The organism is Rhizobiaceae bacterium, from assembly GCA_023953835.1.
Lineage (GTDB): Bacteria > Pseudomonadota > Alphaproteobacteria > Rhizobiales > Rhizobiaceae > Mesorhizobium_G.
Genome location: JAMLJB010000001.1, coordinates 2,863,722 through 2,881,218 on the forward strand (window position 1 = coordinate 2,863,722; position 17,497 = coordinate 2,881,218).

Annotated in this window: 16 protein-coding genes; 11 read left to right on the forward strand and 5 right to left on the reverse strand. The window is 61.3% G+C overall.

Annotation, left to right across the window (positions count from 1 at the left end; translation table 11 throughout):
* Window positions 1-188: 188 nt before the first annotated feature.
* From lpxC to M9924_13465, 6 genes are all read left to right on the forward strand, one after another.
* On the forward strand, window positions 189-1,127 hold the full coding sequence (gene lpxC, locus M9924_13440) for a UDP-3-O-acyl-N-acetylglucosamine deacetylase (GenBank protein ID MCO5065400.1): 939 nt from the start codon (window positions 189-191) through the stop codon (window positions 1,125-1,127).
* A 207-nt stretch (window positions 1,128-1,334) separates the two neighbouring features.
* Window positions 1,335-2,195, forward strand: a complete 861-nt coding sequence (locus M9924_13445) for an outer membrane protein assembly factor BamD (GenBank protein MCO5065401.1) — start codon at window positions 1,335-1,337, stop codon at window positions 2,193-2,195.
* A gap of 299 nt (window positions 2,196-2,494) precedes the next feature.
* Window positions 2,495-4,150 (forward strand): DNA repair protein RecN, encoded by a 1,656-nt coding sequence (gene recN, locus M9924_13450; GenBank protein MCO5065402.1) that lies wholly within the window; start codon window positions 2,495-2,497, stop codon window positions 4,148-4,150.
* 70 nt (window positions 4,151-4,220) lie between these two features.
* On the forward strand, window positions 4,221-6,389 hold the full coding sequence (ligA, locus tag M9924_13455; GenBank protein ID MCO5065403.1) for an NAD-dependent DNA ligase LigA: 2,169 nt from the start codon (window positions 4,221-4,223) through the stop codon (window positions 6,387-6,389).
* Window positions 6,390-6,488: 99 nt separating this feature from the next.
* Complete coding sequence (locus M9924_13460; GenBank protein MCO5065404.1) at window positions 6,489-7,220, forward strand: AzlC family ABC transporter permease; 732 nt, start codon at window positions 6,489-6,491, stop codon at window positions 7,218-7,220.
* Window positions 7,217-7,510 carry an AzlD family protein gene (locus M9924_13465; GenBank protein MCO5065405.1) on the forward strand — a complete coding sequence of 98 codons (294 nt, stop codon included), beginning with the start codon at window positions 7,217-7,219 and terminating at the stop codon, window positions 7,508-7,510. Before M9924_13460 ends, M9924_13465 begins: the two co-directional genes overlap by 4 nt.
* A 6-nt stretch (window positions 7,511-7,516) precedes the next feature.
* Here M9924_13465 and M9924_13470 read toward each other — a convergent pair whose 3' ends face one another.
* On the reverse strand, window positions 7,517-9,358 hold the full coding sequence (locus M9924_13470) for an aminopeptidase P family protein (protein ID MCO5065406.1): 1,842 nt from the start codon (window positions 9,356-9,358) through the stop codon (window positions 7,517-7,519).
* 175 nt (window positions 9,359-9,533) lie between these two features.
* Between M9924_13470 and M9924_13475 the strand changes: the two genes are divergently transcribed.
* The gene (locus M9924_13475; protein MCO5065407.1) at window positions 9,534-9,710 is read left to right on the forward strand and encodes a hypothetical protein; all 177 of its coding nucleotides are present in this window, start codon (window positions 9,534-9,536) and stop codon (window positions 9,708-9,710) included.
* On the opposite strand, the gene M9924_13480 is transcribed toward M9924_13475, so the two are convergent.
* Both M9924_13480 and M9924_13485 read right to left on the reverse strand, forming a co-directional pair.
* Entirely contained in the window at window positions 9,700-10,572 is an 873-nt protein-coding gene (locus M9924_13480) for a 50S ribosomal protein L11 methyltransferase (GenBank protein MCO5065408.1), read from the reverse strand. The two genes, M9924_13475 and M9924_13480, sit on opposite strands and share 11 nt — an antisense overlap.
* Window positions 10,573-10,579: 7 nt before the next feature.
* On the reverse strand, window positions 10,580-11,164 hold the full coding sequence (locus M9924_13485; protein MCO5065409.1) for an SCO family protein: 585 nt from the start codon (window positions 11,162-11,164) through the stop codon (window positions 10,580-10,582).
* A gap of 268 nt (window positions 11,165-11,432) precedes the next feature.
* Between M9924_13485 and M9924_13490 the strand changes: the two genes are divergently transcribed.
* From M9924_13490 to M9924_13505, 4 genes are all read left to right on the forward strand, one after another.
* Window positions 11,433-11,930 (forward strand): cytochrome b/b6 domain-containing protein, encoded by a 498-nt coding sequence (locus M9924_13490; protein ID MCO5065410.1) that lies wholly within the window; start codon window positions 11,433-11,435, stop codon window positions 11,928-11,930.
* Window positions 11,931-12,001: 71 nt separating this feature from the next.
* Window positions 12,002-12,490, forward strand: coding sequence for a CreA family protein (locus tag M9924_13495; protein ID MCO5065411.1), 489 nt, complete (start codon window positions 12,002-12,004; stop codon window positions 12,488-12,490).
* Between the two features lie 5 nt (window positions 12,491-12,495).
* Window positions 12,496-13,131 (forward strand): antibiotic acetyltransferase, encoded by a 636-nt coding sequence (locus M9924_13500; protein MCO5065412.1) that lies wholly within the window; start codon window positions 12,496-12,498, stop codon window positions 13,129-13,131.
* Between the two features lie 62 nt (window positions 13,132-13,193).
* Entirely contained in the window at window positions 13,194-13,643 is a 450-nt protein-coding gene (locus tag M9924_13505) for a low affinity iron permease family protein (GenBank protein MCO5065413.1), read from the forward strand.
* Between the two features lie 16 nt (window positions 13,644-13,659).
* On the opposite strand, the gene M9924_13510 is transcribed toward M9924_13505, so the two are convergent.
* Both M9924_13510 and M9924_13515 read right to left on the reverse strand, forming a co-directional pair.
* Window positions 13,660-14,805, reverse strand: a complete 1,146-nt coding sequence (locus M9924_13510) for an amidohydrolase (GenBank protein ID MCO5065414.1) — start codon at window positions 14,803-14,805, stop codon at window positions 13,660-13,662.
* Window positions 14,806-14,862: 57 nt separating this feature from the next.
* Entirely contained in the window at window positions 14,863-17,391 is a 2,529-nt protein-coding gene (locus M9924_13515; protein ID MCO5065415.1) for a UvrD-helicase domain-containing protein, read from the reverse strand.
* Window positions 17,392-17,497: the final 106 nt, after the last annotated feature.

The window sequence follows — 17,497 nt, forward strand, 5'->3', positions numbered from 1 at the left end:
ATCGCAGTCGACATGTTGAGAGTAACAGAGGGTAAGAATCCGTGATTTGGAGTCTTTCTCTCTGGCCATTATCTTCGCGGCGAATTCAAAGGGCTTTCCGGAGAGGAGGGGACGCTCTTCGGAAAGGTTCATGAAGAAGGCCGGATGCAGGATGTTGTTTGCATCGGCGACAGAGTACGGGGATCGAATTGCACGATTTTCAAACGACGCTGAAAGCGCGGGTTTCTCTTTCCGGCACAGGCGTTCACAGCGGTCAACCGGTCAGCATACACTTCATTCCGGCCGATCCCGACACGGGTATCATTTTCAATCTCGCCGAGAACGATGGAAGCACGCGTGAAGTCCGTGCGCTCGTATCCGCAGTCGGCGCGACCGACCTGTGCACGGCTCTGGGCGATCGCAACGGCGCGTATGCCGCAACCGTCGAACATCTCATGGCCGCGCTTTCGGGTCTCGGCATAGATAATCTGATTGTCGAACTGAATGGCAAGGAAGTTCCGATTCTCGACGGCAGTGCCTCGATGTTTGTCGATGCATTCGATCAGGTTGGACTGGAGCTTCAGCCGATCAAGCGCCGCTATATTCGCGTGCTGAAGCCGGTGCGCATCGAAAACGGCGCGTCTTGGGCGGAGTTCCGGCCTTATGCCGGCACACGCTTCGAGGTTGAGATCGATTTCGAGAATCCCGCCATCGGCCGGCAGGCCTATGCCGCCGACATGGATGCGGACACGTTCCGTCGCGACATCGCGCGGGCGCGCACCTTCGGCTTCATGAAGGACGTGGAACGGCTCTGGGCGGCCGGTTTTGCGCTTGGCGCTTCGCTCGACAATTCGGTGGTGATCGGCGAGGACAGCAAGATCATCAATGCCGAGGGGCTGCGCTATCCCAATGAGTTCGTGCGGCACAAAACGCTGGACGCCATGGGCGACCTGGCGTTGGCGGGCGCGCGGTTCCTTGGCTGCTTCCGCTCCTATCGCGGGGGCCATCGACTCAATGCGATGGCGTTGCAGCGGCTTCTGTCGGATCGCACCGCTTTTGAGTTTGTCGAGGCGGGTCGCCGTGAGCGTGGCCGCAGGGTCGATCTCGTGGCGGTGAACGCGCCGGTCTATGCGCCCTGGGTGCTCTGATTCCTCAATGATCGTTAACGGTTTCGCGCTATTCCCGCCGCGAGGCCGTGCTTTTATCAGTTTGCGGCCTTGAAACGGTGCATTGCCACAAAAATGTGCGATTGCCGGACCAAGGCGTTGCCGCAAGGGGGCGTCCGTGGTTAGGGTCAAGACCCTGATGACCGCGCGGTTTGATATTCCAAACGCCCGATAAGCGGATTGTTGAATATGGCATTTGACTTTTTGAAATCACGGCTGTCCGCAAGGGCTTTGCTCTGCGTTTCCGTGACGATCCTGCCCTTGGCGGTTTCCGGCTGCATGTCGTCGGAGGACGACATCGACCTGTCCACCTATGTGGACCAGACGGACCCGCCGGATGTGCTGTACAATCAGGGACTGGCTAACCTGAATGCCGGGCGGCTGAGCGAGGCCAGCAAGAAATTCCAGGCGCTTGACCGTCAACATCCTTATTCGGAGCAGGCCCGCAAGGCGATGGTGATGGACGCCTTCGCCAGCTATCGCCAGGGACGCTATCAGGATGCGATCAATGCCGGGCAGCGCTATGTCCAGCTCTATCCTTCGTCGACCGACGCGGCATATGCCCAATATATCGTCGGCCTGAGCTATTTCCGGCAGATTCCGGACGTTACGCGTGACCAGAAGGCATCGCGTCGCGCCATTGAGGCGATGGAGGAAGTCGAGACCCGCTGGCCTGATTCGGAATATGTGGACGACGCGAACGAAAAGATCCGCTTCGCGCGTGACCAGCTCGCCGGCAAGGAAATGCAGGTCGGCCGCTATTATCTGGAGCGCCGCGAATATATCGCTGCGATCAAGCGGTTCCGCTATGTCGTGGAGAACTATTCCAATACCCGCCATGTCGAGGAATCGCTCGCGCGACTCACCGAGGCCTATTACGCGATGGGTCTGACCTCGGAGGCGCAGGCTGCGGCAGCCGTGCTCGGCCAGAACTACCCGGACAGCCCGTGGTACAAGGACAGCTACAAGCTGCTGCAGTCCAAGGGTCTGGAACCGCGCGAAAACAGCGGCTCCTGGCTTGCCAAGATCGCGAAGCCGGTGACAGGCTAGCCAGAAATACGGAATCTGATTCAGGTCATGGACACATAAATGCGTTTGAAATGGCACCTGAAACGGCAAGAAGCTGCGAGGAGAAGCGCGAAGGGCGATGGAGTTCCATCGTTCGAGCGGTTCGACGCGGCAGCTTGCCGCCGTTTCGGTGTCCTTCGGATGTGGCCCATCGGCCCGGCTACTTTGTCGGAAAGACTTGAAAATGCACCACATTTCCCGCGTCTTTCCTCCGCGTATCCGAACCGATGGCCTCACACCATTTCAATCGGATTTATGAGTTCATGACCTAAGAGGTCTCGATGCTTTCGAGACTGTCGATCCGCGACATCGTGCTCATTGAAAGGCTGGATATCGATCTGATGTCCGGCCTCTCCGTGCTGACGGGCGAAACGGGGGCCGGCAAGTCGATCCTTCTGGACGCGCTGTCACTGGCGCTCGGTGCGCGAGGCGATGCCGGACTTGTGCGGCAGGGCGCGGCGCAAGGTCAGGTCATCGCGGTGTTCGATGTGCCTGCCGGGCATCCGGTGCGGGCGCTGCTGGCTGAAAACGCCATCGAGGACGATGGCGATGTGATCCTGCGCCGTGTGCAGAATGCGGACGGACGCACGCGTGTGTTTGTCAACGACCAGCCCGCAAGCGTGACCTTGATGCGTGACCTCGGGCGCGCGCTCGTTGAAATACATGGCCAGCATGACGAGCGTGCGCTGGTCGATCCGGCGGCGCACAGGGCGCTGCTGGATGCGTTCGGTGGCTACAAGAGCGCAGCGAACGCCTGCCGCGAGGCATGGCAGCGCTGGCGGCATTCCGAATCGGAACTGGCGCGGCTCAGGGCTCGTGTCGAGTCAGCGGCGCGGGAGGCCGAGTTTCTCCGCGCTTCCGTGGACGAACTGGCGCAACTGGACCCGCAGCCGGGCGAGGAGACGGCGCTGGCAGACAGGCGCGCGGACATGATGCGCTCGGAAAAGATCGCGGCGGATGTGCGCGAAGCCGAGGAAATGCTTTCCGGTTCGGGCGCGCCTTCGCCGCAACTTGCGGGGCTGCTCAGAAGGTTGCAGCGCAAGGCCGCCGATGCGCCGGGCCTGCTGGACGATGTCGTCCAGTCGCTCGACCAGGCGCTGATTGCGCTGGACACGGCGCAATCCGGTGTGCAGGCCGCCTTGCGGGCCATCGATTTCGACCCGGATGCGCTGGAGCGCGCCGAGGAAAGGCTGTTTGCACTGCGGGCCGTGGCGCGCAAACATAATGTCGCCGTCGATGATCTTGCTGAACTCCGCGATACGATGGCGGCCAGCCTCGCCGATCTCGATGCCGGTGCTGGTAGGCTGGGAAAGCTTGAGGCGGACTCTGTCGCGGCGCGCAAAACCTATGACGAGATGGCGGGCCACCTGTCCGAATTGCGCGCGGCAGCCGCTGCCACGCTGACGCGCGCGGTCATGGCGGAATTGCCCGCGCTCAAGCTCGAACGGGCGGAATTTATTGTCGCGATTTCCACCGACGCCGAAAACCGCACCGAAGAAGGGATCGACCAGATCGAATTCTGGGTGCGCACCAATCCCGGCTCGCGCCCCGGCCCGATGATGAAGGTCGCTTCGGGTGGTGAGCTTTCGCGCTTCCTGCTGGCGCTCAAGGTGGCACTGGCGGACCGGGGGTCAGCGCCGACGCTTGTGTTCGACGAGATCGATTCCGGTGTCGGCGGCGCTGTCGCTGATGCGATCGGGCAGCGGCTGGAGCGCCTTGCTGAAAATGTGCAGGTTTTGACCGTTACGCATGCGCCGCAGGTGGCCGCGCGTGCGGGCGCGCATTTCCTGATCTCGAAATCCGGTGCGGATCGCGTTGCCACGAGCGTCGAGCAAATGAACGACGCGGCGAGGCAGGAGGAAATCGCGCGCATGCTTGCGGGCGCCACCATCACCGACGAAGCGCGCGCTGCGGCGGGCAAGCTGCTTGCGCGGTGAGCAAGTCAGGAGACTTTGCACGGGCACTTGAATTTGCCGTTTCGGCGAAAGCATAGTCCGGCGCGACAGGATGCGGAGAAGCGCTGTGGCCGATAGTCACAAGTCAGTCGAGGCGTTGGACGAAACGGAAGCCGCCGAGGAGTTGGAGCGGCTTTCGCGCGAAATTGCCGAGCACGACAGGCGATATTACGCCGACGATGCCCCGACCGTGTCCGATGCCGAATATGATGCCCTGCGGCGGCGCAACCTTGCCATCGAGCAGCGTTTCCCCGATCTGATCCGCGAGGATTCGCCGTCGAAACGCGTTGGCGCGTCTGTTTCGACCAAGTTCGCCAAGGTCGTTCACGCGGTGCCGATGCTGTCGCTCGACAATGCGTTCAGCGACGAGGATGTGCGCGAATTCGTCGAACGGGTGCGGCGTTTCCTGCGCCTCGCAGCTGACCAGCCGGTTGCCATCACCGCGGAACCAAAGATTGACGGCCTGTCTCTTTCGCTCCGCTACGAGCAAGGCCGCATGATAACAGCGGCAACGCGCGGAGACGGCACAGTAGGCGAAAACGTCACTGCGAATGCCCGAACGATTTCCGACATCCCCAATGTGCTTGCCGGCGATTTTCCCGACGTGCTGGAAGTGCGCGGCGAAGTCTATATGAGCCATTTCGATTTCGCGGAGTTGAATCGGCGAAATGCCGCGGCGGAAAAGCAGGTTTTCGCCAATCCGCGCAACGCGGCGGCAGGCTCGTTGCGCCAGCTCGACACCTCGATTACCGCGAGCCGACCTTTGCGCTTCTTTGCCTATGCCTGGGGTGAAGTCAGCGAAATGCCTGCCGACACGCAGATGGGCATGGTCGCGGCGTTCGAAAGCTATGGCTTCAAGACCAATCCGTTGATGAAGCGCTTTTTGTCGGTGGAGGATATGCTGGCGCACTACCGAGCCATCGAGGAAGCGCGCGCCACGCTCGGCTACGATATTGACGGCGTCGTCTACAAGGTGGACAGCCTTGATTTGCAGGACAGGCTGGGATTCGTTTCACGTTCGCCACGCTGGGCGATCGCACACAAATTCCCTGCCGAAAAAGCGACGACGATCCTCACCGGCATCGATATCCAGGTCGGGCGCACGGGCGCTCTGACACCCGTCGCGCGGTTGCAGCCCGTCACGGTGGGCGGCGTGGTCGTCACCAACGCGACCTTGCACAATGAAGATTATATCAAAGGCATCGGCAATAACGGCCAGCCGATCCGCGAGGGCAGGGATATTCGTGTCGGTGACACGGTGCGTATCCAGAGGGCGGGCGATGTCATTCCGCAAGTCCTCGATGTGGAACTGGACAAGCGGCCTGCCGATGCGGTGCCCTATGTGTTTCCCGATCGCTGCCCGGCTTGCGGCAGCCATGCCGTGCGCGAGGACGGCGAGGCCGTGCGGCGCTGCACGGGCGGCCTGATCTGTCCGGCGCAGGCGGTGGAACGGTTGAGACATTTCGTATCGCGCGGCGCATTCGACATTGAGGGCCTTGGCGAAAAGCAAATCGAGTTTTTCTTCAATGCGAAGGATCCGTCGCTCTCGATCCATTCGCCCGCCGACATTTTTATGCTCAGGGCGCGGCAGACGGCATCCTTGACCAAGCTGGAGAATGTCGAAGGTTTTGGGACGGTTTCGGTCCGCAAACTGTTCGATGCCATCGATGACCGCAGGACGATCGATTTCTGGCGCTTCCTGCACGCCCTCGGCATCCGGCATGTCGGGGAAACCAATTCAAAGCGGCTGGCGCGCCATTTTATCAGCTTCGCGGCCTTGCGGGAGGCGGGCGAACATGCGGTGCCTCCGCAGGGCAAGGGCGATCCCGGCAATGCTTATTGGCAGGAGTTGCGCTCGGTGTCGGGCATCGGCGATGTCGTGGCGGAAGCCGTGGTCGATTTCTTTGCCGAGCAGCACAACCGGGAGGTGCTCGACCGATTGCTGGCCGAGGTTACACCGCGCGAGGAAGAGCAGGTCGATTCGAGTTCATCGCCGGTTGCGGGCAAGACGGTCGTATTCACCGGCTCGCTCGAAAAAATGTCGCGCGACGAAGCAAAGGCGATGGCCGAGAAGCTTGGGGCCAAGGTTGCAGGCTCGGTGTCGAAAAAGACCGACCTTGTGGTCGCGGGGCCGGGGGCGGGCTCCAAGCTGAAGCAGGCGACCGAACTTGGCATCGAAGTTATCAATGAAGATCAATGGTTTGAGCGGGTAGGCGGTTGAAGTGCCGCATGAACGAATCTCATTTTAGCGTTCAGCGGAATTCGCGTGACAATCCGCGTGTTCCAACCTACCTAACGCTCCTCCGGGAGCTTCCTGCAAATGACTGCCGAAATGACGATCAACATGCCCGCGCGCCGTGCGCCGCGTACCGAGTTCCTGAACGGTATGCGCCGCAGCATCCCGGTTGTGGTTGCGTCGTCACCGTTTGCCGCCCTGTTCGGTGCGCTTTCGATAGATAATGGCCTCAGCGTCTTCGACGCTGTCCTGATGAGCATGACGGTGTTCGGCGGCGCAAGCCAGATGGTCGGCATCGAGTTGTTCGGTCACAGGATCGCGCCGTGGCTGATTGTCCTGTCGATCTTCGCAGTGAATTTCCGCCACGTGCTCTACTCCGCAGCGATCGGACGGCATTTGGCCCATTGGACGTGGTGGCAGCAGGCGGTCGGCTATTTCCTCCTGACCGATCCGCAATTTGCCGAGGCTGAAAGCCGCGCGCTGCGGGAGCCTTTGCCGTTTGCGTGGTATCTGGGCCTGGGGCTTTCGATCTATTTCTTCTGGATCGCCGCCACGCTGTTGGGCGCATTGTTCGGCCGGCTCATTCCCGATCCGCACGCAATCGGCCTCGATTTCCTGCTGCCTATCTATTTCATGGGCATTGTCATGGGCTTTCGCTCCCGGCCCATGTGGCTGCCAATCGTGCTTGTGAGCGGGGGCGCGGCGATGCTGGCTTACAAATATGTTGGCTCGCCATGGCACGTTTCGCTTGGCGCGCTCGCGGGTATCGTGCTGGCGCTCATTTTTCCTCCGTCCATGCAGGGAGAGAAGCGGTGAATTCGACGGTCTGGATCATCCTCGCCTCGGCTCTTGCCACTTATTTGACGCGCGTCGGTGGAAATCTCGTTCTGTCCCGCTTCGAAACCGTTCATCCGCGCATTGAGGGCGCGCTCAACGCCGTGCCCGCAGCAGTCCTGACTGCCCTGTTCGCGCCGGCTCTGCTTTCCGCAGGCCCGAAAGAGATCATTGCGATGCTCTTCGCGGCCATCGTGGCGTTGCGCTTCGGTCTCATGACAATGTTCGTATCCGGCGCTGCGATGCTTATCCTGTTGCGCAATTTCGCTTAGCGCGGGTCAGTCGAGCCTCGACGTAGCCGCTTCGAGCCATTTCAACGTTTCGCCGTCCACCATCGGGCCGATTTCCGCCAGCACGCGCGCGTGATACGCATTCAGCCAGTCGCGTTCCTCGCCGGTCAGCAGGTCCACGCGGATCAATCTGCGGTCAAAGGGCGCAAGTGTCAGCGTCTCGAAACTGTGCATGTCGATGTCCCCGCCATCTATCGGCGCGGGCGCATTGACGACGATGAGGTTTTCCGACCGGATCCCGTAGTGACCTTCCTTGTAGTAGCCCGGCTCATTGGAAAGGATCATGCCGGTCAGAAGCTTTTCCGTTCCGGATTTTGCGAGCCGTTGCGGGCCTTCATGCACAGCGAGATAGGCGCCGACGCCGTGGCCGGTTCCGTGAGCATAGTCCAGACCGTGGTTCCATAGGGCCGCGCGCGCGAACGCGTCGAGGTCGGCTCCCCGCGTGCCGGGTGGAAACCGCAGACGCGAAATCGCCATCAATCCCTTTAGGACAAGCGTAAATCGCTCGCGCATTTCCTCGCTCGGCCTGCCGATGGCAACGGTGCGCGTGATGTCCGTGGTCCCGTCCTGATATTGTGCGCCGGAATCGAGCAGGAAAAGCTCGCCTTCGCCGAGTGACCGGTTGGTGGCCATGGACACACGATAGTGGATGATCGCCCCGTTCGGACCCGCGCCGGAGATCGTCTCGAACGAAACATCCTTCAACGGCCTCTGCGTTTCCTCGCCGACCCTGTAGCGCGCTTCCTCAAGACGCGTCACCGCCGCAATCTCGTCAACCGTGCCGGGCTTCCGGGCATCGAGCCAGCACAGGAACCGCGCAACGGCAGCGCCGTCCCGGCGATGCGCGGCGCGAGCGCCAACAAGCTCTGCCGCATTCTTGGTCGCGCGGGGCAGGCGGGCGGGGTCCGCCGCTTCCACCACAGTGCCGCCGCTCGCCTCGACGATCATGCGCAGCCGCTCTGCGGCAAGCGCCGGATCGAGGGAAATGCGCGCGCCGTTGTGAGCAAGTCTTGCCAGTTCCTTTTCGAGCGATGCCGGAGCACGCAAATCGGCAAGCTGGGTCAGATAGGCTTCCGTCTCGATTCCCATCTTGCGCTTGTCCATGAAAAGCAGATGGGGACCTTCGGCGGCGATCACGGCAAAGCCGAGCGCAAGCGGTGTGTGGGGAACGTCAGAGCCGCGAATGTTGAAGGCCCAGGCAATTGATGACGGGTCGGTCAGCACCGCGTGGGTTGCACCCTGTCTGGCAACGGCGGCTGCAAGTCTTTGGAGCTTGTCGCGCGCCAGTTCGCCTGCCAGTTCGGCCGGCTGGATCGTGATGGAGCTGAGCGGCGGGTTTGGCCGGTCGCTCCAGATCGCGTCGATGGGGTTCTGCTCCAGCGCCACGAGTTCGGCGCCCGCCTTGGCCGCCGACTTTCGCATCGCGGCCGCTTCCGAAATCGTGTGGAGCCACGGGTCAAAACCGATTCGCGCGCCCTTGCCGATATTGTCGGCGAGCCAGTTCGCGGGCGGGTTTTCGACCAGGCTTTCCACCTTGAAGAGGTTCATGTCGGCCTGCTGGCGCACCTGCAAGGTGTAACGGCCATCCACGAAGATGAAGGCTCGGTCGCGTAGCACGATGGCCGCACCCGCTGACCCGGAGAACCCGGAAATCCACCGCAGCCGCTCGGAGCAGGGAGGCACGTATTCGCCCTGATGCTCGTCGGCGCGGGGCACCAGGAAGCCATCCAGATTGTGCGTGGCAAGCCAATCCCGGAGCAATGCGACACGCGGTACGCCGACCGCTGGATCGCCGGTCGCCTCGAATGTCTGGAACTTTGCTTCATACATGGCGCGGCCTCTCCACTTCGCGCGCAAAGTGCTATCCGAACTTCCCGCTGAAATCAAAGAAAGCTATGCGTTCAATGCTTGGGTGCAATGCAATATAAAGCCTTTTGCATTGCACAAATAATGTCTAACTTAAACGCATGGGAGGAGCCAGCCGAAGCAGATTCGGAGACAGGCAATGACCATCAAAATCAGCAGTTTTCTTCGCCGCAGCCTTGACGCATTCATAGCGGCGCGCGAGCGCGAAGCGGAAGTCTATGTGAGCCGCGCGCTTCTTTCATTCGACGACGATACGTTGAAGGCGCACGGCTATGACCGCAACACGCTGCGGAAATCGGCGCGCCTCAGCGTTTGAGGTGAATTGTCACCCAGCCCTCGCGGTGCAGCGTATCGATATGCCGGAACGACTGGCCCACATAGGCGGCAAGCACCGCGTTTCGCTGGCGTTCGAGAATACCCGACAGGATCACTGATCCGCCGGATGCCGTGAACCGCGCCATCTGAGGTGCAAGCCGCATGAGCGGGCGCGCTAATATATTGGCCACGATGAGGTCAAAGGGCGCGCGCGCCGCAAAAGACGGGTGTCCAAATCCGGTGGCGGTGAGGGCCGAGACCCAGGCGCTCACGCCGTTCAGCCGCGCGTTCGCTTCAGCGACCCTTGTCGCGACCGGGTCGATATCGGTGGCCAATACCGGGATATGCGCCAGCTTCGCCAGCGCAATTGCAAGCACCGCACTTCCGGTTCCCAGATCCAGTGCGTTTCGCGGTTGCTCGCGCTTCACCACGCGGTCGATCATTTCGAGGCAGCCCGAGGTCGTCCCATGGTGCCCGGTGCCGAAAGCAAGCCCGGCCTCGATCTCGATGGCGATATCGCCGATGTGTCGCTTGTCGCGGTCATGCGCGCCATGCACCAGAAAGCGCCCGGCGCGAACGGGCTTCAACCCTTCCAGCGATTTCGCCACCCAGTCGATGTCCGGCAATTCCTCAAGCCCGATCGGTGCGGCTATGCGCAATTCCGACAGTCGCGTTTCGATTGCCCTGCTTGTTTCACCCGCCTCGCCCTCCACATAGACAGACAGTTCGTGAATGTCGCGATCCTCGTCGATTTCAAGGATGGCGAGGGGATAACCCGCATCCTCGAAATCCATTTCGAGAGCGGCGAATGCGCGCTCCACGTCTGCGCGGCTCATGCGAGCAAAAAGGCGCGTCTGCGTCATTTCCGGATCAGCCTTCCGTCGCCAGTCTTTTCAGCTTGGCAAGTGCGGTATCCGTGTTTTCTCCGTAGGCGATGGTGCCGAAGAATTGCCCCTTGCTGCCAAGCAGCAGCACGGAAGCGGTATGGTCCATCGTATAGTCGCCGTCGTCCGTCGGCACTTTGCGGGCATAGATCTTGAAGTCTTTTACCATCTGGTCAATTTTCGCCGGGTCGCCCGTAATGCCGGTGATGCGGTCCGAAACATTGGTGACATAGTCGTTCATGATCTGCGGCGTGTCGCGTTCGGGGTCCACGCTCACGAAATAGGCCCGGATGTCCTTTCCTTCGTCGCCAAGTGTCGTGAGCCAGCCGTCCATCTCCGCAAGCGTGGTCGGGCAGACCTCAGGACAGTGCGTGAAGCCGAAGAAAACAGCCGAAGGATGTCCACGAAAAGCCTGCTCGTCGATCGGCGCGCCACGGCTGTCGACAAGCTGGAATGGGCCGCCGAAAGCGACCTCGCCATTTTGCATCCGGTACCAGTCGAAGGTCATCCAGCCTACGGTCAGCGCCATCAGGAAGATGATTCCGGCGAGAACAAAGCGCATCATGCCAATTTTCCCAGAAGATTTTCGGATCCCGATCCTACATGCACCAGGAAAGACCGGCTTCTACCACGGACAGGAATATTCCGTCCGCATTGTTGAGCCATCCGGCAAAGGCCGCCCCTGTGGCGACAGCAATCGTCGCGACGGCGAGCGCTAGCACGCCCGCCGGTGGAAAAAGGGCCTTCGGATTCGGTCTCATTACAAAAATATAATGTGCGCGGGACCCCAAATAAAGGCACCATATTGCCGCGACTTAACTTAGATCGGACTTTCAAAAATGAGCGTTGCCACCGGATACAACAAATCGCAAATCCTTCTGCATTGGACTGTGGCGGTTTTCATCGCCTTCCAGTTTCTCGCCTCCGAAGGCATCGAGCAGGCGTGGGACGCCTTCGAGGACACCGGCGTCGTCGGCGATGCATTTTCGTCGCTCGCGCTGGCGCATATCGTGGTTGGTGTCGCGGTTCTGCTGCTGATGGCCGCGCGCCTATGGCTTCGTCTCAAATATGGCGCGCCGCCCGCCGATCCGGCTGAACCCGTGGCCTTGCAATGGCTGGCGAAACTTGCCCATGTCGCGCTCTACGCGCTGCTCATCATCCTGCCGGTTTCAGGCCTTGTCGGCTGGATTCTCGGCAATGGCAGCGCAATCGACGCGCATAAGATCGCAAAAACCGTGCTACTGCCGCTGATCGGCCTGCACGTGCTTGGCGCTCTGGTGCACCAGTTCTTCTGGAAAACCAACGTCCTGCGCAGAATGCTGGTGCCGAGCGCCTGAGGAAGGCTTGCGGGCAGGGTCTGCCTGCCCCATCTCTTGCGCATCGAATCGTTGTGGCCAGGGAGCTTTCGATGCGCAAATTCTTGTCGGCTTTGGCCGTGGTCATTGTTTCCGGCATCGCCGTTCCGGCGCTTGCGGATGAAGTTGGCCAGGTCGGAGTCGACTGGCTCGGAAACGACATCATCGTGGAGGCGATCAAGGACCCCTCGGTCGAAGGCGTCACGTGCCATGTCAGCTATTTCGAGCGCGGCGTCATCGACCGGCTTCAGAAAGGCAACTGGTTCGAGGACCCTTCCGACACCGCCATCTCCTGCAACCAGACCGGACCGATCAAGATCGGCGACATCGATCTCGGCACGGGTGGCGAGGAGGTTTTCAAGCAGGGCATCAGCCTGATCTGGAAGAAGCAGGTGGTGAATCGCATTTACGACAGGAAGAACGATACGCTCATTTACCTTTCGCATTCGCGACAGGTGCAGGACGGATCGGCGAAGATGGCGATTTCAACCGTTCCGCTCTTTGGACAGAATGTCGTCTGGGAAAAGGGCAAGCCGCAGTAGCCTCAATGGACGATGTGTTTCGCTTTCATGATCCCCAGCCGAAGGTCCATCCAACGGCAGAGCTGAAATCATGCCGTCTCGGCCAGTATGTGTCCGTCGCGGAACGCTGCGTGATGCGCGATGTGACGGTCGGCGATTTTACCTATTTCGAGCGCCATGCCGAGGCGATCTACGCCGATATCGGCAAGTTCTGCTCGATTGCGGCCAACAGCAGGTTGAACGCGCTGGAACATCCCATCGAGCGCCTGACCCAGCACAAGATCAGCTACCGGCCGAATGAATATTTCCGCTACCAGGGTGTCGACAGCGCCTTCCGCGAGCGGCGGCGTGCCAGGAAAGTGCGCATCGGCCATGATGTTTGGATAGGCCACGGCGCGGTGGTCATGCCCGGCGTGACGATCGGAAATGGCGCGGTTGTCGGCGCAAATGCGGTCGTGACCAGAGACGTCGGCCCTTTCGAGATTGTGGCCGGAGTGCCGGCGCGGCCATTGCGGGCGCGCTTTCCCGATGAAATAGCGCGACGCATCGAGCGGCTTGCGTGGTGGGACTGGCCGGTGGAAATGCTTTTTGAGGCGATCCCGGACATGCAAAACCTTTCAATCGACGCGTTTCTCGATCGTTGGGAGCCGCGCGGCGCCTGAGCGCCGGAACTCCATGAAGGCGCGGGCGTTATGGTGCGCAAACATCAGCCGGGCCTGTTCCAATGGAAAAGCAATTCACGTGGATCGCCAACAGGGTAGCTTACGCCACAGGCACGCCCATGGCGTTCATTCTGTGTGTCGGCATCATCGTCGTTTGGGCGGTTAGCGGCCCGATCTTCGGCTATTCCGATACGTGGCAACTCATCATCAACACAGGCACGACGATCATCACTTTCCTGATGGTGTTCCTGATCCAGAACACGCAGAACAGGGATGGCGCGGCCATGCAGGCGAAACTGGACGAGCTTGTCCGGGTGAGCGAGGCAAAAAACCACTTCATCGGCATCGAGCATCTGACCGAAAGCGAAGTCGAGGAAATCCGTCGGAAATGCGAAGCGGCGGCAAAACGCGCCGAAAAGGGCGAAATAGAGATGTCGTTGCCGAAGGCTGCACGCCGCCGGACCTCGGCGCGCAAGAAGGGCGGCAACGCCACCGGCCATCGCGCGGCCTGACCCACCTATCCAATCATCACCCAAGCAGCGTTCGGGCAACCCGCATGAAGATCCTTGCGCCGGGTTCGATCAACGCATCGGGGAAATCGAAATCGGGATTGTGAAGCTGCGGGGTGCGCTCGCCCGACCCGAAAAGGAACATCGCGGATTTGGCGGCGCGGCCAAAAAGGCCGAAATCTTCCGAGCCGCGCATCGGTTCGCTTTCGCCATGCGCGATTCCCTCGGCCTCGAAGGCACCGCGGAGAATTGCCACGGCCTCCGCATCGTTGTCGCAGTGGTGAAACACATCACGGTAGGCGATCTTGACGCCAAGCCCCGAGGCGGCAGCAGCGTCGGCGACAAGCTTTTCCGCTTCCTTGGAAAGCGCATCCATGCGCTCGTCGCGCAGCGTGCGCAGCGTTGCCCAGATTTCCGCATGGCCGGGCGCAATGCCGAAGGCCGGTTCGCCCATCGCCACGTGCGTGATCGTGACGAGCCGATAGGCTTCATCGAGCGCTCCGCCCTTTCCGATCGCGGTCAGCGCCGGCATCAGCGTCGATAGGGCTGCCATCGGCGAACGCCCCGCCTCTGGAACCGAGGCATGGGAGGTCTTGCCGGTCAGCTTGATCCGCATGCCGCGCGAGGCGCAATTTGCAGGACCCTGCGATACCGCTGCATATCCCAGCGGCAGCCCCGGCATATTGTGCAAGGCAAAGGCGTAGTCCGGCGCGATCGCGGCGAATTTCGGATCGGCAATGACCGCGGCGGCACCCGCGCCGTTTTCCTCGGATGGCTGGAACAGAAGGACCGCGCGACCTCGCGCGGGTGGTTTCCGACCAAGGCCGCGAGCGAGCGCCGCCAATATGGTCATGTGCCCGTCATGGCCGCACAGATGTCCCTTGCCGGGTGTCCGGGAGCGGTAGGGCGCTTCGGAAATCTCGTCGATAGGCAGCGCGTCAAGTTCGCAGCGAAACATCACCGTCGGACCTTGCTCCGCGCCTTCGTAGATCGCCGCGACGCCATGGCCGCCGAGTTCCGTAACCACGCGATGCGGCCTTGCCGTGTTGAGAAAATCCGAGACTGCCCGGGCCGTTGCCTGCTCTTCGCCGGAGACTTCAGGGGCACGATGCAGCGCGTGCCGGAAGTCGGTGAGTTCGATCATGTCGCGATTGGAGAGGAACATCGATGGAGGGTCCATTGTTGGCGTTCGACCAGCGTCCGAAACGTTGCGGAAGGAAGCTCACACGGCTTTCACAAAGCCGTCGAGCACCTTTTTCTGGCCTGCCTTGTCGAAATCGATGGTCAGCTTGTTGCCTTCCACTGCCGCGACATTGCCGTTCCCGAACTTCTGGTGAAAAACCCGGTCGCCAATATTGAACGGGGAGGGCGCATCCGAAACGGATTTGGCGACCAGCTCGCCGTCGATCACGCGCCCTTTCACCGAGCCGCGACCCGCGCCGTATCCGGAATCTGCCTCGCCGTATCCAATGCGTTCGAGATTGTGGCCGGAGCGCGATCCCCAGTTTCGGTCCGTCGCCTCCGTGCGGTTGGCCTGTGCGCGCGCCCAGCCCGGCGTCGCGTAAGTGTTTGAAAAACTGCGCTCCCCGACCGAATCGAAGCGCGAAGCGCCATATGGGTTCTGCCGCCCGTAACCGCCGCGCCCCGCCGCATATCCGGATTGGCCGTAGCCGCCGTAGGAATTACCCGCGTCGGCGACTTCCACGTGGTTTTCCGGCAATTCGTCCAGGAAACGCGATGGAATGGTCGATTGCCACAGGCCATGAATGCGGCGGTTCGATACGAACCAGAGGTGCAGGTTCCGCTTGGCGCGCGTCAGTCCCACATAGGCCAGCCGCCTTTCCTCCTCCAACCCGGAGCGCCCGCCCTCGTCGAGCGCGCGCTGGTGCGGGAAAAGACCTTCCTCCCAACCCGGCAGGAACACCGTTTCGAACTCCAGCCCCTTGGCCGAATGCAGGGTCATGATGGAAACGGCGTCGAGATCCTCGTTCTGCTCGGCGTCCATGACAAGCGCCACATGTTCGAGAAAGGACCGCAGCGACTCGTATTCCTCCATCGAGCGGATAAGCTCCTTGAGGTTTTCCAGCCGCCCCGGCGCATCCGCCGAACGGTCGTTCTTCCACATGTCGGTGTAGCCGCTTTCCTCGAGTATGGTCTCCGCCAGTTCCGTGTGCGGCGTCGCTTCCAGCGCCTTCTGCCACCGCTCGAAATTCGCGGCGACCTCGCGCAGGGCCGCGCGCGGCTTCGGCTTTAGCTCGTCGCTTTCGGCGAGCTTTGCGGCCGCTTCCAGCATCGGCACGCGCAAAGCGCGCGCCGTCGCGTGAATCTGGCTGATGGTCGCCTCTCCGAGACCCCGTTTAGGCACGTTCACAATGCGCTCGAAGGCGAGATCATCGGCGGGCTGCGCGACCACCCGGAAGAAGGCCATGGCATCGCGGATTTCCTGCCGCTCATAGAACCTCGGGCCGCCGATGACGCGGTAATTCAGGCCAAGCGTGACGAAGCGGTCCTCGAACTCGCGCATCTGGAACGACGCGCGCACGAGAATCGCCATATCGTTGAGCTTTTCGCCCTTGCGCTGAAATTGCTCGATCGCCTCGCCGACCGCGCGCGCTTCCTCCTCAGAATCCCAGGCCGCATGCACATTCACCTTGGGATCGTCCGGGGCAGGGTGGTCCGTGAAAAGCGTCTTGCCGAGCCGCCCTTCATTGTGTGCGATCAGGTGTGAGGCCGCGCCCAGAATGTGCGCCGTGGAACGATAGTTGCGCTCCAGCCTGATGATCGTCGCGCCGGGGAAATCCTTGTCGAAGCGCAGTATGTTGTCCACCTCCGCGCCGCGCCAGCCATAGATCGACTGGTCGTCGTCGCCCACACAGCAGATGTTGACCGCAGGCGGGTTCTGCTCGTCCTTCGCGCGCGGGCGCTGGGCCAGCAGCCGCAGCCACATATATTGCGCGGTGTTTGTGTCCTGATACTCGTCCACGAGTATGTAGCGGAACTTGCGGTGATATTCGGCCAGAACGTCGGGCTTCGACCTGAAAATGCGGATCGGATGCAGAAGCAGGTCGCCGAAATCGCAGGCGTTGAGCGTGCCCAGACGATCCTGATAGGCCTTGTAGAGTTCACGGCCCTTGCCGTTTGCGAATGCCCGCGCATCGCCCTCGGGAATGTCCGCTGGTCCGAACCCCTTGTTCTTCCATCCGTCGATCATCTGGGCGAACTGGCGCGCGGGCCAGCGCTTGTCGTCCAGACCCTCCGCCTGAATGAGCTGCTTGAGAAGCCTGATCTGGTCGTCCGTATCGAGGATGGTGAAGTCGGCTTTCAGCCCCGCCAGTTCGGCGTGCCGCCTCAGAAGCTTCACCCCGATGGAGTGAAATGTACCAAGCCACGGCATTCCCTCAACGCCCTCGCCGATCAGAAGGCCGATGCGCTGCTTCATCTCCCGCGCCGCCTTGTTGGTGAAGGTGACGGCGAGGATCTGGCTGGGAAAGGCGCGCCCCGTTGCCAATATATGCGCGATGCGCGTTGTCAGCACCCGGGTCTTGCCCGTGCCTGCGCCGGCGAGCACGAGAACCGGACCCTCGGTCGTTTCCACCGCAAGGCGCTGCTCGGGATTCAGGCCTTCGAGATAGGATGGCTGGGAGCCGCGCCGCGCCGCCATTGCACGGGCCGCAATTCCCCCCGCCTGCGCACCGGGCGAGGCTGGAAGGTCCTCATCGAAGAAGGGCATATCATCGGGAAAGCCGGACATTGCGCCCGAATGTAGTGATTCCGTCGCGAAAGGCCAGCAACGTTTCTGGTTTGTACCGAAAAAGCAAGATGCTATGGGAAAATATTCTCTTTTCTCGCGTCTGCTG

What these genes read in the sequence shown, in the direction of transcription:
- M9924_13515 (MCO5065415.1), bottom strand. Translation starts at nt 17,391, where the DNA reads ATGTCCGGCTTTCCCGATGATATGCCCTTCTTCGATGAGGACCTTCCA.
- M9924_13445 (MCO5065401.1), top strand. Translation starts at nt 1,335, where the DNA reads ATGGCATTTGACTTTTTGAAATCACGGCTGTCCGCAAGGGCTTTGCTC.
- M9924_13470 (MCO5065406.1), bottom strand. Translation starts at nt 9,358, where the DNA reads ATGTATGAAGCAAAGTTCCAGACATTCGAGGCGACCGGCGATCCAGCG.
- ligA (MCO5065403.1), top strand. Translation starts at nt 4,221, where the DNA reads ATGCGGAGAAGCGCTGTGGCCGATAGTCACAAGTCAGTCGAGGCGTTG.
- M9924_13475 (MCO5065407.1), top strand. Translation starts at nt 9,534, where the DNA reads ATGACCATCAAAATCAGCAGTTTTCTTCGCCGCAGCCTTGACGCATTC.
- M9924_13490 (MCO5065410.1), top strand. Translation starts at nt 11,433, where the DNA reads ATGAGCGTTGCCACCGGATACAACAAATCGCAAATCCTTCTGCATTGG.
- recN (MCO5065402.1), top strand. Translation starts at nt 2,495, where the DNA reads ATGCTTTCGAGACTGTCGATCCGCGACATCGTGCTCATTGAAAGGCTG.
- M9924_13495 (MCO5065411.1), top strand. Translation starts at nt 12,002, where the DNA reads ATGCGCAAATTCTTGTCGGCTTTGGCCGTGGTCATTGTTTCCGGCATC.
- M9924_13500 (MCO5065412.1), top strand. Translation starts at nt 12,496, where the DNA reads ATGGACGATGTGTTTCGCTTTCATGATCCCCAGCCGAAGGTCCATCCA.
- M9924_13510 (MCO5065414.1), bottom strand. Translation starts at nt 14,805, where the DNA reads ATGTTCCTCTCCAATCGCGACATGATCGAACTCACCGACTTCCGGCAC.
- M9924_13480 (MCO5065408.1), bottom strand. Translation starts at nt 10,572, where the DNA reads ATGACGCAGACGCGCCTTTTTGCTCGCATGAGCCGCGCAGACGTGGAG.
- M9924_13505 (MCO5065413.1), top strand. Translation starts at nt 13,194, where the DNA reads ATGGAAAAGCAATTCACGTGGATCGCCAACAGGGTAGCTTACGCCACA.
- M9924_13460 (MCO5065404.1), top strand. Translation starts at nt 6,489, where the DNA reads ATGACTGCCGAAATGACGATCAACATGCCCGCGCGCCGTGCGCCGCGT.